At 66.8% G+C, this 25738-nt stretch carries 20 protein-coding genes; 9 read left to right on the top strand and 11 right to left on the bottom strand.

Annotated elements, in window-relative coordinates:
- The first annotated feature begins 392 nt into the window (after positions 1–392).
- Positions 393–2546 (top strand): glutamine synthetase III, encoded by a 2154-nt coding sequence (locus KA419_16075; protein ID MBP7867451.1) that lies wholly within the window; start codon positions 393–395, stop codon positions 2544–2546.
- A gap of 192 nt (positions 2547–2738) precedes the next feature.
- Here the strand turns inward: KA419_16075 and KA419_16070 are convergent, their stop codons facing one another.
- Entirely contained in the window at positions 2739–4559 is a 1821-nt protein-coding gene (locus KA419_16070; protein MBP7867450.1) for a M3 family oligoendopeptidase, read from the bottom strand.
- A 286-nt stretch (positions 4560–4845) separates the two neighbouring features.
- Entirely contained in the window at positions 4846–5409 is a 564-nt protein-coding gene (locus tag KA419_16065) for a ribonuclease H-like domain-containing protein (protein ID MBP7867449.1), read from the bottom strand.
- A gap of 165 nt (positions 5410–5574) precedes the next feature.
- Between KA419_16065 and KA419_16060 the strand changes: the two genes are divergently transcribed.
- Both KA419_16060 and KA419_16055 read left to right on the top strand, forming a co-directional pair.
- Complete coding sequence (locus KA419_16060; GenBank protein MBP7867448.1) at positions 5575–6636, top strand: AIM24 family protein; 1062 nt, start codon at positions 5575–5577, stop codon at positions 6634–6636.
- Between the two features lie 189 nt (positions 6637–6825).
- Positions 6826–7038, top strand: a complete 213-nt coding sequence (locus KA419_16055) for a hypothetical protein (GenBank protein MBP7867447.1) — start codon at positions 6826–6828, stop codon at positions 7036–7038.
- A 200-nt stretch (positions 7039–7238) separates the two neighbouring features.
- Here KA419_16055 and KA419_16050 read toward each other — a convergent pair whose 3' ends face one another.
- Together KA419_16050 and KA419_16045 are read right to left on the bottom strand one after the other, a co-directional pair.
- Complete coding sequence (locus KA419_16050; GenBank protein ID MBP7867446.1) at positions 7239–8180, bottom strand: pseudouridine-5'-phosphate glycosidase; 942 nt, start codon at positions 8178–8180, stop codon at positions 7239–7241.
- Positions 8181–8886: 706 nt separating this feature from the next.
- A complete protein-coding gene (locus tag KA419_16045; protein MBP7867445.1) occupies positions 8887–9780 on the bottom strand; it encodes a hypothetical protein in 894 nt (297 codons plus the stop codon).
- A 260-nt stretch (positions 9781–10040) separates the two neighbouring features.
- On the opposite strand from KA419_16045, the gene KA419_16040 reads away from it, so the two are divergent.
- The 5 genes from KA419_16040 (at position 10041) to rnk (ending at position 15308) form a co-directional block, all read left to right on the top strand.
- Positions 10041–10415: a PAS domain S-box protein gene (locus KA419_16040; protein MBP7867444.1), complete on the top strand. Its 375-nt coding sequence runs from the start codon at positions 10041–10043 to the stop codon at positions 10413–10415.
- 373 nt (positions 10416–10788) lie between these two features.
- A complete protein-coding gene (locus KA419_16035; protein ID MBP7867443.1) occupies positions 10789–11184 on the top strand; it encodes a 4Fe-4S binding protein in 396 nt (131 codons plus the stop codon).
- A gap of 65 nt (positions 11185–11249) precedes the next feature.
- The gene (locus KA419_16030) at positions 11250–13388 is read left to right on the top strand and encodes an aldehyde:ferredoxin oxidoreductase (GenBank protein MBP7867442.1); all 2139 of its coding nucleotides are present in this window, start codon (positions 11250–11252) and stop codon (positions 13386–13388) included.
- Positions 13389–13574: 186 nt separating this feature from the next.
- Complete coding sequence (locus KA419_16025) at positions 13575–14852, top strand: ATP-binding protein (GenBank protein MBP7867441.1); 1278 nt, start codon at positions 13575–13577, stop codon at positions 14850–14852.
- A 39-nt stretch (positions 14853–14891) separates the two neighbouring features.
- Complete coding sequence (gene rnk / locus KA419_16020; GenBank protein MBP7867440.1) at positions 14892–15308, top strand: nucleoside diphosphate kinase regulator; 417 nt, start codon at positions 14892–14894, stop codon at positions 15306–15308.
- A 41-nt stretch (positions 15309–15349) separates the two neighbouring features.
- Here rnk and sfsA read toward each other — a convergent pair whose 3' ends face one another.
- The 3 genes from sfsA to thiL form a co-directional block, all read right to left on the bottom strand.
- Positions 15350–16060 carry a DNA/RNA nuclease SfsA gene (sfsA, locus tag KA419_16015; GenBank protein ID MBP7867439.1) on the bottom strand — a complete coding sequence of 237 codons (711 nt, stop codon included), beginning with the start codon at positions 16058–16060 and terminating at the stop codon, positions 15350–15352.
- A gap of 19 nt (positions 16061–16079) precedes the next feature.
- On the bottom strand, positions 16080–17603 hold the full coding sequence (locus KA419_16010) for a glycosyltransferase family 2 protein (GenBank protein MBP7867438.1): 1524 nt from the start codon (positions 17601–17603) through the stop codon (positions 16080–16082).
- Positions 17604–17945: 342 nt separating this feature from the next.
- Positions 17946–18959 carry a thiamine-phosphate kinase gene (gene thiL / locus KA419_16005; protein ID MBP7867437.1) on the bottom strand — a complete coding sequence of 338 codons (1014 nt, stop codon included), beginning with the start codon at positions 18957–18959 and terminating at the stop codon, positions 17946–17948.
- Positions 18960–19489: 530 nt separating this feature from the next.
- Here thiL and KA419_16000 point away from each other — a divergent pair.
- Positions 19490–20338: a DUF4350 domain-containing protein gene (locus tag KA419_16000; protein MBP7867436.1), complete on the top strand. Its 849-nt coding sequence runs from the start codon at positions 19490–19492 to the stop codon at positions 20336–20338.
- A gap of 745 nt (positions 20339–21083) precedes the next feature.
- Here KA419_16000 and KA419_15995 read toward each other — a convergent pair.
- The 4 genes from KA419_15995 to KA419_15980 form a co-directional block, all read right to left on the bottom strand.
- Positions 21084–22577 (bottom strand): response regulator, encoded by a 1494-nt coding sequence (locus tag KA419_15995; GenBank protein ID MBP7867435.1) that lies wholly within the window; start codon positions 22575–22577, stop codon positions 21084–21086.
- 49 nt (positions 22578–22626) lie between these two features.
- Positions 22627–23019, bottom strand: a complete 393-nt coding sequence (locus tag KA419_15990; protein ID MBP7867434.1) for a response regulator — start codon at positions 23017–23019, stop codon at positions 22627–22629.
- Between the two features lie 281 nt (positions 23020–23300).
- Complete coding sequence (locus tag KA419_15985; GenBank protein MBP7867433.1) at positions 23301–23699, bottom strand: response regulator; 399 nt, start codon at positions 23697–23699, stop codon at positions 23301–23303.
- Positions 23700–23710: 11 nt separating this feature from the next.
- Positions 23711–25732, bottom strand: a complete 2022-nt coding sequence (locus KA419_15980; protein MBP7867432.1) for a 4Fe-4S dicluster domain-containing protein — start codon at positions 25730–25732, stop codon at positions 23711–23713.
- Positions 25733–25738 lie beyond the last annotated feature (6 nt).

Here is a 25738-nt window from a genome sequence, read left to right as displayed (position 1 = left end):
TAGACCCGCTCGGCGCCGTCGGCGACGATGTTCTTGCGCGCGATGGCCATGGCAGCCTCCTGGAAGTGGACTTCACCCTTACTAACGTTTTCGCCGAACAATATCCGAAGTTATTTCGCCAAACCGGTGAAAAAAAATGGGGGGAGGCTCCGCGCTGACCCGGGAGAGGGGACCGGGCCGCGGGGCGGGAGACGCCGGGAAGCGCCGCGAGCAGGCCCGGCGGGCAGGTCGGGAAGGGGGACACTCAGTCTTCCGCTTCGCTTGAGTGTCCTGTTCCGCTCTTTGCCCAGCCTGGAGAAGGCAGCCGCCGATGGCCTCTGCCCTGTGCTTTTCTTTTCCCGCAGTGCAGGGTATAATGCCGGTCTTTCAGGTCAGGGGGAAAAGGAGGCAGCATGCCAACCCGGGATTACGTGGGCCGGAAAGTGTCCAGCTATTTCGGTGAGAACACCTTCAGCTTCGAGGTGATGAAGGAGAAGCTCCCCGCAGACATCTACGCCCGCCTGGAGCGAGCGGTGAAGCACTTCGAGGAACTGCCCGTGGAAGTGGCTGACGCCGTGGCAGCCGCCATCAAGGAGTGGGCCCTCGGCAAGGGCGCCACCTCCTACGCCCACTGGTTCCAGCCGCTAACGGGTCTCACCGCGGAGAAGCACGACTCTTTCCTTTCTTATGGGCCGTCCGGCCGCCTCCAGGAGAACTTCACCGGCGCCAAGCTGACCCGGAGCGAGCCCGATGCGTCCAGCTTTCCCCACGGCGGGATGCGCAGCACTTTCGAAGCCCGCGGCTACGCGGCGTGGGACCCTTCCTCCCCGGCCTTCATCCTGGAGGGCGAGTTCGGAAAGACCCTCTTCATCCCCTCGGTGTTCGTTTCCTACGACGGCTGCGTTCTGGACAAAAAGACCCCGCTCATCAAGTCCATCAAGGCTGTCAGCGAGGCTTCCCTGCGGCTCCTGGGCCTGTTGGGCGCTAACGGGACCGAGTGGGTCTACCCCCAGCTCGGTCCCGAGCAGGAGTACTTCCTGGTGGAGACCCGCCACACGGAGAGCCGGCCCGACCTGGCCATGCTGGGCTATACCATCTTCGGGAGCCAGGCCCCACGGGGGCAACAGTTCGAAGACCACTACTTCGGGTCCATCAAGGATCGCGTCCTGGCTTTCATGCAGGAGTCCGAGATCGAACTGTACCGCCTCGGGATCCCCGCCAAGACCCGGCACAACGAGGTGGCCCCCAACCAGTTCGAGTTGGCCACCCTCCACGAGAACGCCAACATCGCCACGGACCACAACCAGCTGTTGATGGAGGTCCTCCGCAAGGCGGGGAACCGCCACGGCTTCACCGTACTCTTCCACGAGAAGCCCTTCGCCGGAATCAACGGCAGTGGGAAGCACAACAACTGGTCGCTGGTGGACTCCCGGGGGGTGAACCTGCTCGACCCGGGGGCCACGGAGTCGGACAACGTGCGCTTCCTCTGCGTCGTGACGGCGGTCCTGCTGGGTGTCCGAGCCTATGGCGACCTCTTCCGCGCCATCGTGGCCGGCCCCGGCAACGACGACCGGCTGGGCGCCGACGAGGCGCCCCCGCCCATCATGTCGGTCTTTCTGGGCTCGGAGCTTACCGACGTGCTGGAGCGGCTGGAGAGAGGCAAACTCCTCCCCCTCCGCCAGCCCGGGAAGTTCTCCACGGGGGTACCCTTCATCCCCCACTTCCCCCGGGACGCCACCGACCGGAACCGGACGTCTCCCATCGCCTTCACCGGAAACAAGTTCGAGTTTCGGGCCGTGGGGGCTTCCGCCTCCACCGCCATGCCCACCGCCGTGATCAACGCCATGGTGACCCACGGGCTCCACGTTCTCGCCGACGCCCTCGAGCGCCGCTCCGAGCGGGCGGAGGACCCCTTGGGCACTGCCCTAGCCGTGGTGGGGGAACTCTACGGGACGGCCCGGGAGTCCCACTTCGAGGGGGACAACTACACCCCCGAGTGGCGGGAAGAGGCGACGCGGCGCGGCCTCTTTGCCGCAGCCACGGCCCCGGAGGCCCTGGAGGCCCTGCGCGCCCCCAAGAACCTCGACCTCTTCCACCGTTTCCACATCCTGACCCCAGAGGAGACCCAGGCCCGCTACCGGGTGAACCTCCGCAACTACATCCACACCGTGGAGCTGGAGCTGCGCCTGGCGATCTCCATGGTCCGGACCCTCTACGTGCCCGGCGCCGTGGAGTCTCTCGGCGGACTGCTGGAAACAGCCTCCCGGGCGCGAGCGGCCGGTCCGGACCTGAAGGCCCCGGCAGAGGCGCTCGATGTCTATGCACAGGACGTGGCCGTGCGGGTCCAGGCGGTGCTGGAGCGCCTTCCGGAACTGGCCGCCCTGGAGGCGCGATTGGGAGCGTTGGCCGAGGAGGAGTGCGCCCGGTTCTGTGCGGATCAGGTTCGACCCGCCCTGCGCGAGGTCCGCTCCACCGTGGACGAACTGGAGCGCTGGGTGGATGCACGGCGCAGACGGGTACCCGGTTACGCCGATATGCTTACCATCCGGCCCGGGGGAGAGTTATAGGCACTTTCGCCAAAGAAAACCGGATCGCCAGGGGTGCCGCCTCGGGGCACGAAAGGCCGCCTCCACCGGGTCGTCGCCCCCGGGATCCATCCTGTGGCGTTCTTTACGTTTTTCGCGGCCGAAATTGCGGCGGTGGCGTCATCCGTGGTTCGGGTCGGGCAGGGGCCGGCGGTTGTGCTGGGCGGTCCGGGCTCAGGTCCTCGGAACCAGGGCGGACAGTTCGTCGAGATAGCCCCGGAAAACCGAAAGGCCTTTCTCCCAAAAAGCGGGGCTGTCGAGATCTTCCCCCACGGACCCCGCCAGTTCGGCAGGCGTGCGGGAACCGCCGGCGGCGAGCAGGTCCATGAACTTCCCGGCAAAGGCGCCCCCTTCCTCTTTCCATTTGCGGAAGAGGCACCATACGAAGAGTTGGCCGAAGGAATAGGCGTAGCAGTAGAAGGTGTAACGGAAGAAGTGGGGGATGGCCGCCCAGTTCCATCGCTGCTCCGGCAGGAAGTCCACCACGCCGCCGTAAAGATCCCGGGCGCGGGTCTCCCAGGCTGCGCAAAGCTCATCCGCGGAGAGGATCTCCCCGGCGATCCGCGTGTGAGTGTCCCACTCGAAGTCGATGTACATGTTTTGCCGGAAGAGGGTGGCGATGGCGTCCTCCAGGCGGCCGCAGAGGAACCCGACCCGCTGGCCGGGGGTCATGGGCGTCTCCAGGAGGCGCTCCGTCAGGAGCATTTCGCCGAAGACGGAGGCCGTCTCCGCGGCCACCAGGGGTGGGTGGTAGTTCAGCCAGCTCCGGCCGGAAGCCAGGAGGTCGTGGATCCCGTGCCCCAGCTCATGGGCCAGCGTGAAGACGTCGCGGAGTTGCCCGGTGTGGTTCAGGAGAATGTACGGACGGCACGACGGCCCCGGGCCGTAACAGAAGGCGCCGCCCTGCTTCCCTTTCGCGACGGGGGCGTGGATCAGGCGCTCGTCGAAGAACAACCCCGCCAGGCGGCCGGCCTCGGGGTGAAAGCGTCCGTAGGCTTCCCGCGTCAGTCGTTCGGCGGACGGGAAGTCGCAGAGGGGCGCCGGGTCGCCCACGGGGGCGTAGAGGTCGGCGCCCGTCAGCCGCTCGACCCCCAGGAGGCCGGCCTTGAGCCGGTAGTACTCCCCGACGAGGCCGTAGGCGCCGGCGATGACCCCCCGCATGCGGTCGAGGGTGGAGCGTTCCAGCAGGTTGTCGGCGAGGGAGGGCGCCAGGGGGTCGCCCCACCGGCGCGTGCCGCACTCCAGCGCGTGGTCCTGGGCGAGGCTGTTGAAGACGGTGGTGATCACGGCCCCGTGCTCGCCGTATCGGCCGTAGTACGCCTCGACGGCCTGCCGGCGGACGTCCGGGTCGGGGTCGTAGAAGAGGGCTCGCATCTCGGAGCCCGTCCGCACCCGGGCTTCGCCGCGCACCTCCGCACCGAACACGAAGGAGGCCGTCAATTCCTCGTACAGCCGGGTGAAGGCGAGGCGGCCCGTCACGTCCTTGCGCGCCGTCACCACCTCCTCCGGTTCGCTCAGCCGGTGCGGTGCGAAGGCCCGGAGGTGGCGCAGGAAGGTTCGGTACCCGGCCAGCCGGGGGTCGTCGATGAAGGCGTCGAGGGCCGGGCCGCCCCGTTCCATCAACTCCAGGCGGAAGAAGACGAGCTTCTCCTCCAGCCGGGCCTCCAGCAGGTCGGTTTTCACCAACAGTTTCTGGAGGGTGGGGTCGTCGGTACGGACGGCGAAGGCCAGGTGCGCGTAAGCCCGGACCCTGGAGAGCAGCGCCTGGATCTCCTCGTAACAGGCGATCGCCCGAAGCACCGTTCCCGCCGCGTCCAGGGTGCCCCGGAACTTCCTCTCGAAGGCCTCCGCCAGCGGCTCGAGCGTCTCCATGTCCCGGGCCAGGGCCGGGTCGTCGGGCGACCGGTAGAGCCCCGAGAGGTCCCACACGGGCTGGGGGGAGGGGACGGCGCCGGAGGTTGGCGGGATGGACGTGTCCGGTGATGGCTGGGTCATGAGGATCTCCTTTGCGGCTTGCCCGGGGCCCGGTTCCTGAACATATTTCCTGCAGCCTGCGACACCTGGCGATGAAACAGGTGGGATCACGCCCCGGACGGAGCTACGGAGGTAAGTGCCGGTTACCGGTCTGCCGGCATTGTCGCCCCGGAAGGGGCTCCCGAACGGTTCACCGAGCGACGTCCAGGCCCTCTCCGGATCGGATTCCGGCGCCATAACCGCCCCGGCACGCAACGCGGGGCCGATCGTCCCCATCGCAAACACCGGAGCCGACCCGCTTCTGCCGTCACCACGAAACCCCGACGGTGCGCACCTCGCCGTTCTTCTCCCGGAACTTGACGTGCCGATTGGCCTTGCCGAACTCGTACACCCGGCGGGTGACCTCCACGTCGTCCCGGCAATAGGTCTCGATCAGGTCCATCCGGCCTTCCTTGAACCACCGCAGGGCGTCCAGGCCCGACCCGCTCTTCCCCTTCCCCAGGGTGGCTCCCGCCACGTTGTCGAGACCGATGCGGAAGCCCAGCCGGTCCGCGAGGTGCTCCATGAGGTCCAGCGTCGGCAGCTTCCGGTGCCAGCCGCCGGACCGGTAGGCGGACAGCACGGGATAGTCGAACCCCTTGACGTTGTAGCCGATCACCAGGGTGCTGGCCAGCAGTTCGTCGATCAGTCGCTCCATGTCGGGCTCGAAAAAGGTCCGGTAGGCGTCCGCGGCGTAATCGTACATCACGGCCAGCGAAACCCCCATCCGGGCGAGGTTGCCCCGCCCCCCCACCTCCAGGAAGCTCCGCTGGGTCTCCAGGTCGAAAACCACCACCCGTTCGGGGGTGTCGAAAAGGCTGAGTTGCGGCATCGGTTCCCTCCCCATCCCGTCGGCATCAAGGACGCAGTGTAGCCGTCCGGGGATTCGGCGGCAAGAAAATTCTCCCCCGGGAGAAGGCTACCCCTTCCCCGGAGCGCCCTCTTTGCGATATAATCTTTTCGGTTTCAGAATAAACCCTCGAACGAAGGAGACACCATGCCGGAGAACATTTTCCTCTTTGAGAACGGGCAGCAGCACGGACCCTACACTTCCCAGCAGCTCAGCGAGTGGATCCAGGCCCAGCGGGTCAATCCGAGCTCCCTGGCATGGTTCGAGGGGCTTCCGGGGTGGAAGCCCCTGAACGAGGCCTGCCCCGAACTGTTCCAGCAGGCGCCTCACATGGCCCCCACCGTCCCCCACTGGCAGCAGCAGCAGGCTCAGGCGGCAGCTCCCCAGCCACAGCAGCCCCAGACCCCGGCCCAGCCGGCTTACGGGGCGCAGCAGCCCTACGCACCCCAGCCCGCGCCTGCTTACGGGCAACCGCAACAGCCGGCCCCCCAGCAGTGGCAGCAACCGGCGCCCTACACCCCCCCCAAGACCGTCTTCGAGGTCATCACCAAGAACTTCTTCCGGTTGCCGAAGATCACCCTCGAGAATGAAGAAGTCGTGCTGGAGTCCGGCGCCCTCCACTACATGCTGGGGAACATCGAGATCGAGTCGAAGCTCCCGTCCATGGGCGGGGCGTTCAAGTCCCTGCTGTCGGGGGAGAACATCGTTCGGCCGCGCTACCGCGGCACCGGTGAGATCTACCTGGAGCCCACCTTCGGCGAGGTCAACATCATGGACATCCGCAACGAGGAGTGGATCCTGGACCGGGGCGCCTTCATGGCCGCAGACCGCACCATCGAGGTGGGGATGTTCACCAACAAGGCCTTCTCCGGGTTTTTCGGCGGCGAAGGTTTCTTCCAGACCTCCATCAAGGGGTCGGGCAAGTTCTTCTACCTCTCGCCGGGCCCCGTGGAGCGCATCGACCTCAACGGCGCCCAGACCCTGGTGGTGGACGGTTCCTTCGCCGTGGCCCGGACCGCCTCGCTGGAGTACACCGTGGAGCGCGCCACCAAGAAGCTCTTCGGCTCCATGACCTCGGGCGAGGGACTGGTGAGCAAGTTCCGCGGGACGGGCACCGTCTGGATCGCGCCGGTCCCCAACGAGTACATGGCCATGATGTCCAGCTTCGGGTCGATCCAGGCCGCCATCGCCAAGATCCAGACGAAGTAGCCTGACGATTGCCGGGTGTCCGCAATCGAAACCCCGGAAATGGGAAGCGGGGTGTGATCATCGAACCGATCGAACCGATCGGCCCGATCGGGCCGGTCGGACCGGTCGGACTGGTCTGACGATGGTCCGATTGGCCGGATCGGCCCGATCCGGTCCGCCCTTTCAACTCGAGCTTCTATTGAGGTAAGCGTGCATCCCGTTTTCCCCGAACCCGTCACCGCCCTGCCCGAGGCGGACATCCCGCTGCCGGGGCTGAAAGCCTTCCTGCTCCAGGGCGAAAACCAGCAACTGCTGTTCATGGCCTTTGCCGAGGAGGTCCGGTTGCCCGAGCACGCCCACGCGGCCCAGTTTGAGGAACGGTGCCAGGTTCTATCCAACCCTTTTGTTATCTTTGAGACATAACGGCGCGGCTCGCAACTGTTTTAAAATCAGCAGAGCATACCAACCCGCCCGGGACCGGCACCGACGGGCCGGCCCGGGCCCCCTCCATGCCCCTGTGCCTCCGCGAGAGAATATTCCGGAATATCTCTCACGAAGGCACGGAGCACTTGGACAACACGCGGTCCCCTGCCTGGGGTAGATCTCGAAATCCGGGTCCGACATCAGCCTTTTCGGGCCCGTTCGCCGGAACCGGCCAGGGCCGCGGCGATGCGGGCGGCCAGGGCGGCGTTGTTGCGGACCAGGGCGACGTTGGCCTTCAGCGACGCCCCGCCCGTGGCCTCCACCACCTTCGCCAGGAGGTACGGGGTCACGGCCTTCCCCCGGACGCCCTCGCGGGCGGCCTGGTCCAGGGCGGTCCCGATGGCCGCGTCCATGACCGCCGCGTCCAGCGCCTCCGCCCCCGGGACCGGGTTCACCACCAGCACGCCGCCCCCCAGCCCCAGCGCCCGCTGGGCGGCCAGCACCCGCGCCACCTCGCCCGGGGTGTCGCAGCGCCAGGGGGCGTCGAAACCGGACCGCGGCGTGTAGAAGGCGGGGAACGCGTCGGTGCCGTAACCGATGACGGGGACCCCGAGCGCCTCCAGGGCCTCCAGGGTCCGGCCGATGTCCAGGATGGCCTTGGCGCCGGCGCAGACCACGGCCACCTCCGTCCGGGCCAGCTCGCCCAGGTCCGCGGAGACGTCGAAGCTCTCCAGCACGTCCCGGTGCACGCCGCCGATCCCGCCGGTGGCGAAGAGCGGGATCCCCGCCAGCCGCGCGCCGATCATGGTGGCCGAGACGGTGGTGGCGCCGCACAGGCCCCGGGCCAGCACCACCGGGAGGTCCCGGCGGGAGACCTTGACCGGTGCCGCGGCCGGGTCGCCCATCCGGGCGATCCCGTCGGCCCCGAGGCCCACCACCAGGCGCCCGTCCAGGACACCCACCGTGGCGGGCACGGCCCCGTTCTCCCGCACGAGCGCCTCCACGGCCAGGGCCGTCTCCACGTTGTCCGGCCACGGCATCCCGTGGGAGATGATGGTGGACTCCAGCGCCGTGACGGCCCCGCCGCAGGTCAGCGTGTCCGCCACCTCCTCGTCGATCCGAAGAAAATCCTCGCGCCCCATGGACGTCTCCTCTGTTTTTAAAGTGCGGTGACACGTGTCGTGGCGCCGCTTTCGTCACCGGGAACTCTCGCCGGCAGACAGCTTTGTTCAACTGCCCCAAAGAACAGCATGGAAAACCGCTTCCTTTTCACCTCGTCCCTCCTCCCTGTTCTTATTCCGGCGATGCTCTCACCGGGCGCACCGTGCCAGGTTCTATCCAAACCCCTTATTATCTATGAGACATAATGACACGTTTCGCAACCGGCTTAATATCAGCAGAGCATATCGACCCGCCCGGGACCGGCACCGCCGGGCCGGCCCGCGTCCCCTCCGTGGCCCTGGGCCTCCGTGAGAGAATAATCCGGAACATCTCTCACGGGGGCACGGAGGCACAGAGAGAGAAAGACCAATAAATCTATGAGATAAATCTTGGCCATCTGATTCTCTTCTCCGTGTCCCCGTGCCTTCGCGAGGGAGCATCCGGACCGTTCACCGGTTCGCCGTCCGGCTTATCCGGGTGGGTCCACTCTGCGCACAAACTGTCGGACCAGACCTCACAGTAACGCCAGGACGTCAAGGGGGATTTCGGAACCTCACCATCCCACTTTATGCCACGACGTTTCCAGGCCCAGCGCTTTCAATTCCCTGCGTTCTTGCGCCCTGCGTTTCAACTTCCCCCGCTTCAGGACGTCCTGGCGGTCGCGGCTCAGATCACGCCGGATCATGATCACCGGAGCAGGTCCGGCGAGAGTTCAGGGCTGACGGGGCCCGACACCCGGCACGCGAGGGCGGCGCAGCGGGCCGACACTGCCGCGGCGCGGCCCGGGTCAAGCCCGGCCAGGCGGGCGGCGAAGTAGCCGGCCAGGAGCGCGTCCCCGGCGCCGGAACAGTTCGCCCCGTTCACCGGCTCGGCATCCACGGCCTGCTCGACGTCGCCGTCGGACAGGACGAAGCCCTCGGCGCCCAGCGAGACCAGCACGGCCCCCGCCCCCCGCCGGCGCAGTTCCCGGGCGCAGGCGAGCGCCTCCGCCCGGCCCCCGCACGGCATCCCGCTCAGCGCCGACGCCTCCAGCGGGTCGGGCTTGACCAGGGCGCACCCCGCCAGGGACTCCCGGAGGCGCGGCGCCCGGGCCGCGGACACCGGCTCCAGGGCGAAGGGCACGCCGTGCGCACGCAGGGTCCGCGCCAGCGCCGTCAGGGTCTCCTCCGAAAGGTTGGCCTCCAGGACCGCCCCGTCGAACGCTGTCCAGTCCAGTCCGAGGGCGTCAACCGCGGCGGGGGTGAGGGCCTCGGTGTCCACGTCGCAGAAGCCGGCGTGCAGGGAGCCGTCCGGGTCAAGGACCGCCACGTACCGGCCCGCGGGGACCTCGACCGCGGAGAGAACCTGGACACCCATTTTCTCCAGCCGCTCGCGGATGCCCGTGGATACGGGCTCCGACGCCAGGTGCGTCACGAAGGTCACCGCGCAGCCCAGCCGCGCGAAGTTCTCCGCCAGGTTGCGCCCGACGCCCCCGTCCGCCGCGGCGATGTCCGAACGGTTGGACGTCCCGTGGACAACTGCGGCTTGGGGCCTCACCACGACGTCCGCGTTGCACCCGCCCACCACCAGGATCTTCGGCACGTTCTCCTCCTGCCTGAAAGCCGGATTCTACACGCTCCGCTCCCGGGCGTCAACGCACCCCGGAAGCGCGGGAGAAAAGTCGTCCCGCCTCACGCGAAGGCGCCAGGACGCGAAGCCTTGCAAAGGGAAAGAGAATCGCCTCCGCAATGACAGGCCTTCAAAGCCCTGCCGCCCTGGACGCTTCCAATGAGCTCGCCGCGGCCCTTGACAATGGCGCCGGCCCGGTGCATGCTCCCGGTTCGATTCGGAAAGGAGTGTCCATGAGCGAACAATTTCTGTCGGAAAGCTTCGAGGAGTTTCCCGGGGCCGTCACCCTCTGCGACGAGAACGGGATCATCCGTTACATGAACCGGAAGGCGGCAGACGTCTTCCAGGCGGACGGGGGCGGCGACCTGGTCGGCCGCAACGTGCTGGACTGCCACCCCGAGCCCTCCCGCACCAAGCTGGAGACCATGCTGCGAATAGGAGAGCGCAACGTCTACACCATCGAGAAGAACGGCGTCCACAAGCTCATCTACCAGGCGCCCTGGTACCGGGACGGCGTCTTCGGCGGTCTCGTGGAGCTATCCCTGGAGATCCCCGCGAAGATGCCCCACTTCGTCCGTGGCCAGCCGAAGGCAACTACTGGGGATTGAGATTATTTCCATCTGAAACCTCTCGTGCGGAAAACGAAGAGTGACGGCCTCGTAACAGTCTCTTTCTCTCGCAGAGGCACGGAGGCTCGGAGAAATGCAAGTTATATTTCATAGAAAAAACTGGTCTTATGATTCTTCTCCGTGCCTTCGTGCCTCTGTGAGATCAAAAATCCGGACTTTTTGATGCGAGGGCATCAAGAGTGGGTGTCCTCCACTCTTGCGGCAAAGCCCCGGCGGGCCCACTGCGGCGAGGAATGTAGCAACCGTCACGGAATTCCGCTGTTCGCGGCCCTTTTCCCCTCTTTCGTTTTGACTTTTCGCGGGCGGCTACCTATAATTCCTCGACTATTTTGGGGAGGAGGCCACTGAAGCCATGAAGTACCTGAAAACCTATCCCGAGAAGTGCACCGGGTGCGGGACATGCATGCGTGTCTGCTCCACCACCTTCTTCAAGGAGGACAACCCCCGGCGCTCCGCCATCCGGGTCGAGGCCGACGGGGAGAACCGCTGGAAGATCACGGTTTGCAACCAGAAGTGCCGCCTGTGCGTGTCGGAGTGCCCCGTGGTGGCCATCACCGTCAGCAAGCAGGGTGTCCCGCTCATCAGCAAGAAGACCTGCGTCGGCTGCCTGGCCTGTGTGGCCGTCTGCCCCATCGGCGCCATGATGACCGACGACGGCCTGGAAAACCCCTTCAAGTGCATCGCCTGCGGCGCCTGCGCCAAGCAGTGCCCCGAGCACGCACTCGAGATCGTCACCGAGGAGGAATGACCATGTCCTGCGCCACGCCCGTCACCATCCCCGAGAACACCCGGCTCCACTTCGACATCGCCGGCATGAAGGCCGCCCACCGGCTGCTGGCGGAATACACCTACGAATTGCGCCCCGTGGTCCGCGGCTACAATATGCGCTCCCTCCACATCGACCTGGGCGCCAACCGGATCACGGAACTGCCGGTGTCCGAGGAGATGAAAGAGAAGTTCACCGGCGGCAAAGGCTTCGCCCTGCGCCTGCTGTGGGACGGCACCACCGGGAGCACCCGGTGGAACGACCCCGAGAACGTCCTCTCCATGGGCTTCGGGCCCCTTTGCGGCAACACCAACTACCCGGGATCGGGCAAGACCATCGTCACCACCATTTCGCCCCAGACGGGAATCCCCGTCGACTGTAACGTGGGCGGGTACTTCGGCCCCTACCTGAAATTCTCCGGCTTCGACGCCCTGGCCATCACCGGTAAGGCCGCCGGGGAGGTCATCGTCTTCATCGATGGCGACAAGGGGCTCGTCCGGATCTTCGAGGCCCCCGGCGAGGCGGTGGACAGCCACGTGCTGGCGGAGCAGATGGTGGAGATGTTCGCCGAAAACGAGGCCGGCAAGCAGTTCATCTCGTCCGTCTCCGCCGGCACCGGCGCCGAGCACGCCTGGATCGGCTGCCTCAACTTCTCCTTCTACGACAAGCGCCGCAAGGTGGCCCGCCTCAAGCAGGCCGGCCGCGGCGGAACGGGCACCGTCTTCCGCGACAAGAAGATCAAGGCCCTGGTGGTCAAATACTCCGGCCTCAAGGTGAGTTCCAACCAGCCGGCGGACCTGGCGAAGCTCCAGAAGACCGGCCTCAAGCTCCACAAGGAGATCATCACCTACGACGACCAGCAGTGCCGCATGCGGGAGATCGGGACCGCCCACCTCACCGAGATCATGGACGAGTACGACCTGCTCCCCACCAAGAACCACAAGTTCGGCTCCCACCCGGAGGCCCCCAAGCTCTCGTCCCACGAGTTCGTGAAGCTGGTCACCCACGGCCTGCCCGACGGCTGCTGGTTCGGCTGCACCATGGCCTGCGCCAAGGCGGCGGACGGCTTCGAGCTGGTTTCCGGCCCCTACAAGGGCCACAGGGTCACCGTGGACGGCCCGGAGTACGAGACCGTGGCCGGCTGCGGCTCCATGCCCGCCATCTGGGACGCCCGCGCCGTCATGGAGATCAACTTCTACTGCGACACCTACGGCCTGGACACCATCTCCTTCGGCACCCTGCTGGCCTTCGTCATGGAGTGCTGGGAGAACGGCGTCCTCAACCTCGAGCGGACCGGCGGCCTGGACTTTTCCTGGGGCAATTCGGCCTCCGCCTTCGAGCTTCTTCACCAGATCTCCCGCGGCGAGGGCTTCGGCCTGATCGCCGGGAAGGGCGTCCGCTACATGAAGAAGCACTTCGCCGAACACTTCGGCGCCGACCCGGCCTTCTTGCAGGACATCGGCATGGAGTGCAAGGGGCTGGAGTACTCCGAGTACGTCTCCAAGGAGTCGCTGGCCCAGCAGGGCGGTTACGCCATGGCGCTCAAGGGCCCCCAACACGACGAGGCCTGGCTCATCTTCATGGACATGGTGAACAACCACATCCCCACCTTCGAGGCCAAGGCGGAGGCACTGCACTACTTCCCGCTGTTCCGCACCTGGTTCGGGCTCCAGGGACTGTGCAAGCTGCCCTGGAACGACATCGAGCCCCCCGACAACGCCCAGACCTCGGAACCGGCCAAGGTCCCCGAGCACGTCCAGAACTACGTGGACCTCTTCAACGCCATCACCGGCGCCAGCATCGTCAAGGAGGACATCATCCGTCAGTCGGAGCGGGTCTACAACTTCCAGAAGACCCTCTGCCTGCGTCTGGGGAAGGGCAAGCGCGAGCACGACATCCCGCCCTACCGCTCCCAGGGCCCGGTCACCGTGGAGGAGTACGAATCCCGCGCCGAGCGCTACGACAAGCAGCTCAAGGAGAAGGTGGGCATCGACCCGGCGGGGATGTCCTCCGCCGAGAAGGTCAAGGCGATGCGCGAGTACCGCGTCAAGCAGTACGACAGCCTGCTGAACGCCGTCTACAAGCGCCGAGGCTGGACGCCGAACGGGGTTCCGACCCTCGAGCACCTGAAGGCCATCGGCATGGACCTGCCCGAAGTGGTGGAGGTCGTGAAGCAGCACCTGTGACGTGGAAATCCGCACAGAACGCAGGAGCGCAAAGGGGATTCCTTTTGCGCTCTTTTCCTTTTCACGGACGGCGTGGTGAGGCCCCGGTTCTTTCCACCGGGAAGCCTGGAATTGTCTTGACGTTCCTGTCACGGCAACATAGTATTCCCCTCGAGATCGTGAGCGTATTCCATGGAAAGGGGTACCGTGTCCTTTCCCCGAGCCATTGTCCATGACGTCCTGACAGGCCTCTCGGAACCGGAGGTGATCCTCCTCCTGGGCGCCCGGCGGACCGGCAAGACCACCGTCGCCCGGCAGGTGGCCGAGACGTCGGGGTACCCGCCGGAGAAAGTCCACGTCTTCGACCTGGAGGATCCCCGCAACCGGGAGCTGTTCCGCGACGCGGGCCTTGAGGCCATGCGCCGCGTCCTCTGGCTGGAAGGCGTCCTGGAGGGCCGGAAGGGCCTCCTGGTCTTCCTGGGCATCCAGCACCTCCCCGACCCCTCCAACCTCCTGAAACGGCTCCACGACCACTTCCCCTGGCTCACCATCCTCGCCACCGGGCCCTCGAGCGTGGACGCCCGGCGGAAGTTCTCCGACTCCCTGGCGGGCCGGCAGCGGACTTTTCTCGTGGAGCCGCTCTCGTTTGACGAGTTCCTTCAGTTCAGGGGGGAGGACAAGCTGCGAAAGCTGCGGGAATGCTTCGCCGCGGAGGGGGACCCGAAGGGCCTGGGGGAACTCGTCGGCACGCACGCCCCGGACTTGTCCGCCCTCATGGAAGAATACCTCTGCTACGGTTCCTACCCGGAAGTCGTCCTGCTTCCCGACAAAAAGGCCAGGGTGGCCAAACTCGAGGCGATCGTCGAGGCGTACGTCCGGAAGGACGTCCGGGACCTGGCACGGGTCGAAAACCTCGATGGCTTCACCCGGCTCCTGAAGTACCTGGCCGTGCACTCCGGGGCGGAGCTGCACCCCGGCTTCGCCGCCGCCGCCGTCGGCCTGTCGCGCGTCACCGTCAGGAAATACCTCGCCCTCCTCGAGCAGACCTTCATCACCCGGCCGCTGCCGCCGTTCTTCCGCCGGCGGGACAAGGAGATCTCCCGGACGCACAAGGTCTATTTCAGGGATGCCGGAATCCGCAACCTGCACCTCATGAATTTCGACCCCCTCGCCCTGCGGACCGACGCCTCGGTTCTGTTCGAGACCTACGTCTGCAATCGCCTTCTCGGCGGCGCCCCCCCCGGAGCCCGGCTCTTCTTCTACCGGACCATGGAGCGGACGGCGATCGAGTTCGTCCGTGAAGATCAGGGCGCACTGACCCTCGTCAAGATCCGGCCGGGGGACCAGCGAACGGTCCCCCGGGCACTGCCGGAGTTTCGGAAGAAATACCGGGGGCAGCTGGACGTCCGGCGGAGCTGGGTGGTCACCCGGTCGTTCTTCGATTTCACCCGGGACGTCAAGTTCGTGCCGATTTTCCTGCTATAATCGAGTGTCGTTGCCGCTTTTTTTCAAGAGGAGGCCCCGATGAGCCGCAGAAGGATTCACATCACCCAGGTCGACCTGATGAGACTGAAACGGATGATCCTGGAATTCGAGCAAACCAGCGGCCGCGACCAGCGGCATCTCGGGGAACTCCAGGACGAGCTGAGACGGGCGAAGATCGTCGCCTCCAGCGAGGTCCCCCCTGAGGTGATCACCATGAACTCCCGCGTCCGCATCCAGGACCTGCACTCCGGTGAAGAAATGGTCCTTACCCTCGCTTATCCCGCGGAGGCGGACATCGACCGGCAGCGGATCTCGGTCCTGGCGCCCGTCGGCACGGCCCTGCTGGGGTACAAGGTGGGCGACGTCATCTCCTGGTCCGTACCCGCCGGGACCCGCCGCTTCAAGGTCCTCGAAATGCTCTACCAACCGGAAGCCGCCGGGGATTTCAACCGGTAGCCGGCGGGGAGGAAATCCCAACCGATGCCGCGAGGCGCCGGCTACAGGATGACCGGGATGCGGCGGCCGAGGGAGAGGCCGTCGCGGGAGGGGCGGCTGGTGTACGCCAGGATCTCCAGCCCCTTTCGGAAGGCCAGGCGGAGGGCGGCGGCGAAGGCCGGGTCGGTCTCGTCGTTGGGGCGCAGCCCGCTCGCGTCCTCCCGCTGCACCAGGAAGAAGACGGTGCCGCAGACCCCCTTCCCGGCGATGGCCATGAGGTCGCCGAGTTGGCGGGTCCCGCGGGTGGTGGGGGCGTCGGGGAAGAACGCGACGCCGTCCCGCACCAGGCTCGCCCCCTTCACCTCCAGGTAGATGTCGATGCCCGCCGTCAGGAGGTGGAAGTCCACCCGCCCACCGCCCGGGAGCCGCTTCTCCCGGGCGCCCAGGTTGTAGTCCCGGAACTCGTGGAGGCGCCCCGCGCGGAGGCAGGCCTCCACCAGGGCGTTGGGCAGGGCGGAGTTGATCCCCACCAGGACGCCGGCGTGACGCGCCAGCACCACGGTGTGGGCGGTCTTCCGGCCGGGGGCCGGGTCCGCCCGCAGGTACAGCTCGACACCGGGCGCCAGGATCTCCCGGAGGCGCCCCGGGTCGTGCAGGTGGGCGGAGAACGCGCTCCCGCCCCGTTCCACGGTGACGAGGAAGCGGTTCTCCCGCCGCACGAACCGCGCGGGTTCCAGGGGCGCCGGGAAAGGGAGGTCGCAGGTCGTTGTCACGGGCGGGCCGTCCCCTTCGTCACGCCTCTTCCCCCATCCGGGACCGGATGCGCCGCCACTGCACGTTCACGAAGTCGAACTTGAGCAGGCCGTGCAGCAGGGAGCCGAAGCCCGTGTAGAAGTACCCCACGATGAAGAGGGTCAGGAAGGGGAGGACCATCCAGCACCCGATGCTGAGGGAGTAGCCCAGGACGTAGAGGAAGAAGGCGCCCAGCCCGATCTCCACCAGGGGCCAGACACCGATCTTTCCCCGGTAGGTGCGCACGCGCCGGCGCCAGTCGCGGCCGCCGTTCTCCGAGAGGCTGTACTTGGGGGTCCGGACGAACTCGTTACGGTACCCGAAGATCGCCTCGATGACCGCCTTCCCGTTGGTCACCGAGATCCCGATTCCCACCGCCATGAGGAAGGGGAGGAGGAGAGACCGTTTCTTCCAGTCCCGGTAGAGCGCCTTCTGGCTCTCCACGTAGAAGAGGACCACGCTCAGGGTGGACGCCAGGAAGATGGGCACGTCCATGAGGTACTTGAGGTGCTCGCCGGCGTTGGCGCGCACGATCATGGCGGGGAGAAGCAGCAGCGCCAGCACCGTCATCAGCGGGTAGACGAAGTTGGACGCCAGGTGGAAAAAGGCCTCGGTTTTGACGTGGCGCGGGATGGGCGCGCGCAGGATGGTGGGGAGCAGCTTGAGGCAGACCTGCGTGGAGCCCTTGGCCCAGCGGTTCTGCTGGTTCTTGTAGGCGTTCATCTCGGCGGGCAGTTCGGCGGGGGTCTCGATCTCGGGCAGGTAGACGTACTTCCAGCCCTTGAGCTGGGCGCGCAGGCTCAGGTCCAGGTCCTCGGTGATGGTGTCGTGCTGCCAGCCGCCGGCGTCGTCGATGGCGCACTTGCGCCAGAGACCGGCGGTCCCGTTGAAGTTCACGAACTTGCCGCCCCGGCTCCGGGGGAAGCTCTCCATCATGAAGTGGCCGTCCAGGAAGATGGCCTGGACCCGGGTCAGCAGCGACTGGCGGGCGTTGATGTGCCCCCACCGCGTCTGAACGATGGCTACCCTGGGGTCGGTGAAGTAGTGGACGGTCTTCTGAAGGAAATCGGAGGGCGGCAGGAAGTCGGCGTCGAAGATAGCCACGATGCCGCCTTTGGCGGTTCGGTTGCCGTTTTCGAGGGCGCCGGCCTTGAAGCCGGTCCGGTCCGTGCGGTGCACGTAGTCGACGTCGAAGCCCCGCTCGCGCCAGAAGAGGGTCGCCTTGTGCATGATCTCCACGGTGTCGTCGGTGGAGTCGTCCAGGACCTGGATGTGGAGGCGGTCCTTGGGGTAGTCGAACTGGCAGACGGACTCCAGCAGCCGAGCGCCCACGTACTTCTCGTTGTACATGGGGAGCTGCACCGTCACGACGGGCAGTTCCTCGAACCGGGCGGCCGGCTCGAAGTAGACGTTGCGGTTCTTGCGGTAAAGGTAGATGTAGTAGTACTTTCTCAGGCCGAAGAGGCTCATCACCAGCAGGACGCCGAAGTAGATCCCCAGGATGGTGTAGTCGAGGGTGTCCAGCCGGAAGATGGCCTCGCCCGCCGAGGGGTTGAAAATCCCCGACGCGAGGCCGGCCACGGGTTCGGAAGCGATGGGCACGGGGCGAACTCCGGAAGAGAGATACGGGAGGCTGACGAAGGAGGCAGGAGTCTGAATTCAGGAGCCGGTAGAAGGATAAAGGACGGTGCCGACATCCGGGGGTTACCTTCGAGATTCTGTGGGGATGGAAACAGGCGTTCCCCTCCGCATTCGGTCTCCTGACTCCTGTCTTCTTGCACGTCGTCATCGACCCGAAGTGTAACGATATCATGCCCCCCGCCGGGATAATGGCTCTTTTTTGTATTGAATTGTAAGGATTTGTAATCAGCGTGCCGGCCGGAAGTGGTCGAAGCCGGCGACGGGGAGGGGGTGGGTGCGGCGGCCCTCCCGCAGGAGGACCTCGCCCGGTGTTCCTTTTACCACCGTTCCCACGGCGGTCAGCGGGGGGAGGCCGGGGCGGCACGCCGCGGTGAGGATCAGCCGTTCCCAGCACGCCGGTGGGGCGGTGAAGAGCAACTCGTAGTCCTCGCCGCCGCCCAGGACATCCGCCAGGGTGAGGCAGGGGTTTCGGCGGACGAGGGCGTCCAGGCTCCCCGCATCCAGGCGGGCGGCCACCCCGCTGCGCCGGCCGATCCGGGGCAGGTCGGCGGCGATCCCGTCGCTGAGGTCCATGGCGGCGCTCACCCCGCCGTCCTCGCGCAGGTAGCGCCCGAGGGAGAGGCGGGGGACGGGGCGGAGGTGCGCCGCGAGGCAGTGGTGAACGGCGGTGGGATCGGCCGCCACGGGTTCCGGAACGGTGTCGGCGGCGCCGGTGGTGCGGGCCTTCCCGCCCCTCAGGCGCCAGCCGGCCCGGAGCAGCCGCAGCCCGGCCCCGGACAGGCCCGGGCACCCGGAAACCGCGATCACGTCGCCGGGGCGGGCGCCGTCCCGCCGGAGGGCGGACCCCGCCGGGACTTCACCAATGGCGGTGCCGCAGAGGCAGAACCGGCCCGCGGCGGAGAGGTCCCCCCCGGCCAGGGGGGCGCCGAAAGCCTTCAGGCAGGCGGCCAGCCCTGCCATGAGCCGTTGAAACCGAGGCCCCCGGTCGGGGGGGAACGCCGCCCCGAGGAAGAAGGCCACGGGGTCGGCGCCCATGGCGGCGAGGTCGCTCAGGTTGGACGCGGCGGTCTTCCAGCCCACGTCCTCCGGGGAGGCGGTGCCGAAGCGGAAATGCCGCCCCTCCACCAGGAGGTCGGTGGTGACCGCCAGCTCCCACCCCGCCCGGGGCCGGCACAGGGCGGCGTCGTCGCCGATGCCCAGGCGGACGAAGGGGTCTTCCGCCCGGTCCAGACCCTGGATCCAGGCGACGAGGTCATCCTCGGAGACGTCTGTCGGGGCGGTGTGTTTCACGGTGGTCTCTCCGGCGAGGGATCGGGCGCGATTTTCAGGATACACGCCGCCCCGTCCGGATTCAACATCGAAGCGGTCGCAGCGGCAAGCCCTGAAGAAGAGACGGAGGCGGAGGCGGAGGCGGAGGCGGAGGCGGAGGCGGAGGGGGAGACGCCTGCCAGGAAAGGACGAAAGGACCAAAAGGACCAAAAGGACCAAAACAACCCAAAGGATGAGTCGAAGCTCTATTTGGTCCTTTGAGTCCTTTAGGTCCTTTTGGTCTTTTCTCCGGGGACCGGCGCCCTTCTGCAGCAACAAACCCGCCCCTTTTCTCGTAGGTTTGAGAGGCTGAAACGGCTCGGTTGTTTTTACGGCCGGCCGCCCTGCCGGGCCCATCATCACCGAGGAGGAATCCAGCGATGTTCCCTCGCCCCCATTCCAGGAACCTTTTGTTTTCCTTCCTTCTGCCCCTCGCTTTTTCCGTTGCTGCGGGCCAGCAGGTGGCAGACACCGCCTTCCGGCCGCCCCTCCCCCAACCGGCCTTCGAAACGGGGAAAGGACCGCGGGTGCTCATCGACGAGGCCCACCACAACTTCCACACCGCCGACGGCCGTTACCTGCCCTTCGCCAACCTCCTCCGGCGGGACGGCTACGCGGTCCGGGGCGGACGGGCCGAGTTCAGCCGGGAAACCCTGGCCGGCATCGACATCCTGGTGATTTCCAACGCCCTGGCCGCGCGAAACGTGGAGGACTGGAGCCTGCCCAACCCCTCGGCCTTCTCCGACGCGGAGATCGCTGCCGTCCGGGCGTGGGTCGCCGACGGGGGCGCACTGCTGCTCATCGCCGACCACATGCCCATGGCCGGGGCGGCGGAGAAGCTGGGCGCCGCCTTCGGGATCCGCTGGAGCAACGGGTTCGCCCTGGACGAAAAACGGCCCGGCCCCCTGGTTTTCCAGCGGGACTCCGGCCTGGCCTCCCACCCCATCACCGAAGGCCGAAACCCCGGCGAGCGGGTCGACACGGTGGCCACCTTTACCGGATCGGCCTTCCAGGGCGACGCCGACACCCGGCCCCTGCTCACCTTCCAGGGGCCCGTGGTCTCGCTGATGCCTTCCACCGCCTGGGAGTTCAAACCGGAAACACCCCGCGTCCCGGTCGCCGGCTGGCTGCAGGGCGCCGTTCTCCGGTGCGGGCGGGGGCGGGTCGCCGTCTTCGGTGAGGCCGCCATGTTCACCGCCCAACTGGCGGGGCCGGAGAAAAAACCGACCGGCATGAACGCCCCGGCGGCCCCCCAGAACGCCCGGTTCCTGCTCAACGTGATGCACTGGCTCAGCGGCCTGCTGGACTGAGCGCGGCGTCGCGCGGGAAGCGGCGCTCCGATTCTCCGTGCCTTTGTGAGGAATCTTCCGGAAGCTGTCTCCCGAAGGCGGGGCGACCCGGTGAAGGCAGGCCTTCGCGCCCCCTGGCCCAACCTGGCGATACGTTTTCCTTTGCGGGCTTTGCGCCTTGGTGAGATCCGGACCCGGACCGGCTCTCGCCAAGGCGCAAAGCCCGCCAAGGAAGACGGCATGGGCCGCAAATCACGCTCCCGAACGACGTTTCAAGAGCTCACCCCTCGCCATCGTTGCCCGATTGGGCAGCGAATTTCCGACCCTGGCGAGTCACCGCGAGCGTCCGATCTGGTTCGATTTATAATCCTCCTCCCCGATTCCCCGAAGGGAAAAGGCGTTTGGGCCCGGGGCTAGCCGCGGACGCCGGGGAGCCCAAGCCGGAGCGCGAAACGGTGACGGGCGTCCGCGGCGCCGCCCCGGGGTCAAGACGTGGCAGCGCGGGGGGAATTAAAAACAAACGCTTTTATTACAAACATTTCACCCCTGACGGGGTGAGGGCGCGGTGGCGATCGACTCCTGGGGGCGGGAAAACTCGCCCGGCGGCCCCGTCTTCTCGAACGTCCCCTTGCTTGCCAAGAAGCCGGATGCACGGAGAATCCCGGAAAGCTCTTGCACTTTTTCCCGGGACGTCGCCCGGTAAACGTGGCCTCGGCAGACAACCGGGATCGACAACATGTTGGTAAAAACGCAGCCGCGAAATCGCCTAAAGACTGTCCGACGCCGTCCCCGAGGGGAGGGGGAAGGTCAGGGTGAAGGTCGAGCCCTGGCCCCTGACGCTCTCCACGCGCAGGTCGCCGTGGTAGACGTCCATGATCTTGCGGACGATGGAGAGGCCGAGGCCCGTACCCGAGATCCGGCTGGTCTCCTCGCTGCGGACGCGGAAGAACTCTTTCCCGAGGTGGTCGAGGTGCTCCCGGTCGATGCCGATCCCGGTGTCGGCCACGGCGATGGACACGCTCTCCCCGGTGACGGCGTACGAGACCGTCACCACGCCCCCGGGGCGGTTGTACTTGACGGCGTTGCTCACCAGGTTGGTCAGGAGGCGGTCCAAGTCGTCCCGGTCCACGAGGATGCGGGGCAGATCGGCCGGCACGCGGTGGTCCACCGTGACGGGTTTCTGGTCGATGGTGGGCTTGAGCAGGTCCAGGACGGAGTCCACCATCTCGACCGCGTTCAGGGGCTCGATGCGGCGGGTGATGGTCCGGGCCTCCAGCCGCGTGATGTTCAGGATGTCCTTGATGAGGTTCTGGAGGGAGGCCGCCCGGTCGCGGCAGCGCTCCAGCATCCCCGTGGCCTTCTCGGGCATGGCGCCCACGGTTCCGGCCAGCAGGACCTCCAGGTAGCCCTCGATAGCCGCCAGCGGGGCCTTCAGTTCGTGGCCCACCACGGAGACGAAGCGGGACTTGGTCCGGTCCAGTTCCTTGAGGCGGCTGATGTCCCGGAGCACCAGGACGGCCCCCACGAAGTGGTCCTGCTCCCGCAGTCGGGTGATCTTGGCCATCACCGTCGTCTTCTCGTCCAGGTCGTACTCCGTGGTGATCCGCTCGGCCTCGGGGTCCTCCGCGTTCAGCACGGCATCGACCCGCGGCCCCAGCGAAGTTGCCCCCAGGACGGCCCGGTAGTCCGCCCCGGACAGGTCGGTTTCAACGCGGAGCATCTGGCGGGCCACCGGGTTCGCGTAAACCACGACCCCCTGCTGGTTGATGACCAGGAGGCCGTCGTCCATGGACTGGACCACCATCCGCAGGCGGCCCCGTTCCTTCGACAGTTCGAGCAGCGTGGCCTCCCGCTCCGCCAGGAGCCGGCGCTTCTCCTGCACCAGGAAGCGTTTCTCGAGCCCTTTCTGAACGTTGATCTTCAGTTCGTCGGGGGTGAAGGGCTTCGCCATGAAGTCGTAGGCGCCCAGGCGGGTGGCCTGCACCGCCGCCTCCAGGGAGGCGTAGGCGCTGATCACCATCACCACCACGTCGGGGTCCTTCTCCAGGGCCGCCTTCACCACGTCCAGACCGTCGACGTTCCCCGGCATCTTCAGGTCCACCAGGACCATGTCGTAGGCCTCGGCCGACAGGGCCTCCAGACCACCGGCCCCGTCGCCGGCCTCGTCCACCCGGTAGCCCTCGGCCGCCAGGACCCGCCGGATTCCCCGCCGGATCCCCTCCTCGTCGTCGATCACCAGCACTCGTGCCGCGTCCCTCATCACCTCACCTCTCTGTTCACGTCCCGTCGAACCGGGTTGACCCGCGGGCTCACGCCAGGCCCAGGACGGCCTTGACGCGCTGCAACAGCTCTTCCGGCCGCAACGGTTTGCTCAGGAACATGTCGGCCTTGATCCATTCCCGTTCCCCGGGCGAGTCCAGGTCGAAGCTCATGCCCGTCTCCCGGGTCACGCCCGTCAGCATCAGAACGGGTACACCCGCCGTGGCGGGGTCGCCCTTGATCCGCCGGGCGGCCACGAAACCGCTGTCCCAGTGCTCCATCATGAGGTCGAGGATCACCAGGTCGGGCGGGTCGGCCAGGGCCGCCGCCACGCCGTCCTTTCCGGAGTAGGCGTGCTTCACCGCGAAACCGGCGGCCTCCAGCACGGTCCGGTTGATCTCCACGAAATCCGCGTCGTCATCGATAATCAGGATCTTCTTCATCTCTTTCTCCACCCAATTCTAACCACTAATTTTCACTAATTTTCACTAATTATTGCATATCGGAGCGGCTCCCGAACCAGGGAAAGACGTCGTTCCCAACCTCACGCCAAGCCGCAAAGCCGCCAAGCCTCGCAAAGGAATTCCGAAAAGCGTTCGCCATGAACGCTTTGCGAGGCTCTGCGCCCTGGCGCCTTTGCATGAGACCGTTCAAACGTATCCGTCTCATGCCGTTCATTTTCTTTCACCCTGCCCCATCCGTGTCCATCCGTGTTTATCCGTGTTCATCCGTGGTTTGTCTCTTTTCCGAGCAGCTCCGCCACCGTGGTCAGCAGCAGGGCGGGCTTGACCGGCTTGTCGAGGAAGCGGTCGACCGGGAGCCAGTCGGCGTCGGGCTCCAGCGGGGCCGGGAACCGCTTCTCCACGTTCACGGACGTGAGCATGACCAGGGGGATCCCCCGCGTCCGCGGGTCCGCGCGGAGCCGCTGCGCCACCTCGATCCCCTCGGTTTCCGTCGTCATCATGACGTCCAGCAGCACCAGGTCCGGGGGGTCGGCCGCGATGCGCTCCAGGGCGCGGGCGCCGTCGTAGGCGTTCTCCACCGCGTAGCCGGCGGACTGGAGCACCAGGGTCATCATGTCCTGGAAGTCGGGGTCGTCGTCCACCACGAGGATTTTCACCATTCCAGCCTCCTTCAGATCCAGTGTCCGCCGGCGCTCTCCGGGGAGCGGCCGGGAAGGTTCAGCCGGAAGGTGGTCCCCCGGCCGACCTGGCTTTTCACGTCGATGTTCCCGCCGTGCATCTTCACGATTCCGTAGGCGATGGCGAGACCCAGCCCCGTCCCGCGCCCCAGTTTCTTCGTGGTGAAGAAGGGCGTGAAGATCCGCTTGACGTTCTCCGGGGGGATCCCGCAACCGGTGTCCGTCACCTCGAACTCGGCGTCCCCCCGGACCGTGTTCCACCGGGCGCGAAGGGTGATGGTCCCGGTGCCGTCCATCGCCTCCATGGCGTTGTGGAGGAGGTTGTCCAGCACTTGCCGGAACTGGTCGGGGTCGAGCCAGACTTCCTCGAGAGCGGGGTCGAGTTCCACCTCCAGGCGAACGCCGGCGAAGCGGGTGTCCACTCGTTTCTGCCGGACGATCTCTCCGAGGAAGGTCCCGATGGACGTCTTCTGGAGCTGCACCCGGCTTTGACGGGCGAAGTTCAGCAGGCCCGCCACGATCCCTTTGCAGCGGTGGGCTTCCTTGACGATCAGTTCGACGTCCTCGCCGAGGTCGGGGCGGTCCTTGAGGTTCTCCCGGACCAGGTGGCTGAACATGAGGATGGTGCCGAGGGGGTTGTTGATCTCGTGGGCCACCCCGGCAGCCAGCTGTCCCATGGACGCCAGCTTCTCCGTCTGGACCAGGTTCTGCTGGGTGCTCTGGAGCAGGCTGTTGGTGTCCTGCAGCTCGCGGCAGGTCTGCTCGAGGCGGTCCACCAGGAACGGCAGGCACATCTCCACCTCCGCCCGCCCGCGGCACACGGCCTCCGCCTTCTCGCGGCAGCTCGGGTAACCGCAGGCGCCGCAGTTGAGCTGGTCCTGGGGTTTTTCCTTGCCCATCCGCCGGAGGGCCTCCGCCAGTTCCTCCTCCGGGACCTCGGGCTCGACCACCGGCGACCGCTCGAAGGTGCGGGTCAGGTCGAGCCGGCCCAGCCAGTCCGTCACCTCGCGGTCCCACTCCTGCAGGTCCATCTCCCGGACGCGCGCGCGGGCGTGCTCCACCACCCGGGTCCGCCGCCAGACGAGGTTGTGGTGGCTGATCATGGCCGGGCCGTTGATGCACCCCTCGCACATCAGGAGGTCGATGAAGTCCGCCTTGAAGCGGTCCCGCACCAGGTCCTCGAGGATCCAGATGCACCGGCGGCGGCCGTCCGCCGAGACGATGCCGGCGTCGAGGGGGCCTTCGCGGATGTCGGCGCTCTTGAGGAGCCCGTCCTCCACCGGGAAGAGCTGGCCCAGCCCGGGTTTCGGGCCGTCCAGGCCCGACTCGGGGGCCGTGGCGGGGTCGATTCCCTTCGCCGCGAAGAGCTGCCAGAGTTCCTCGAAGGTCAGGACCTCGTCCACGGCGCCTCCCGTCAGGGGGTCGTGAGCCTCCTTCTTCTTCCCGATGCAGGGCCCGATGAATACGATGCGGGACGCGGGCCCCCACAGCTCCCGGGCCACCCGCGCCATGGCGACCATGGGCGAGGCAACGGGCGCGAGATTCGGGATCAGTTCGGGGGCGTATTTCTGGATCAGGTAGACCACCGCGGGGCAGGGCACGGCGATGACGGGCTTGACGGAAGAGGTTTTGCGGAGCTTCTGGTAGGCCCGGGCGTTGAGGTCGGCCCCGAAGGCCACGCTGCAGACCTTGTCGAAGCCCAGGGCCCGGACGGCCCCCACGATCCGGGAGGGGTCGTAGCTCTCCGGGATGGCGCAGTAGGAAGGCGCCAGCAGGGCCACTTTCAACGGTTTCGGCTCCGCCAGGAAGTCCCGGACCGGGCCGGTGCCGTCCAGGATCTTCTTGGCGCCCATGGCGCAGGCCCGGTAGCAGTTGCCGCAGCCGATGCAGCGCTCCGGGATGACCCGGGCCTGGCCTTTCTCGACCTTGATGGCCCGGGCGGGGCACTCCCGCACGCAGCCGTAGCAGCGCCGGCACTTTTCCGGAATGGTCTCGATGACCGCGACCGGTTGCATGACCCG

The organism is Acidobacteriota bacterium, from assembly GCA_018001935.1.
Taxonomy (GTDB): domain Bacteria; phylum Acidobacteriota; class JAAYUB01; order JAAYUB01; family JAAYUB01; genus JAGNHB01.
Note: the sequence above shows the minus strand (reverse complement) of the source record. Positions and strands in the feature narration are given on the sequence as shown.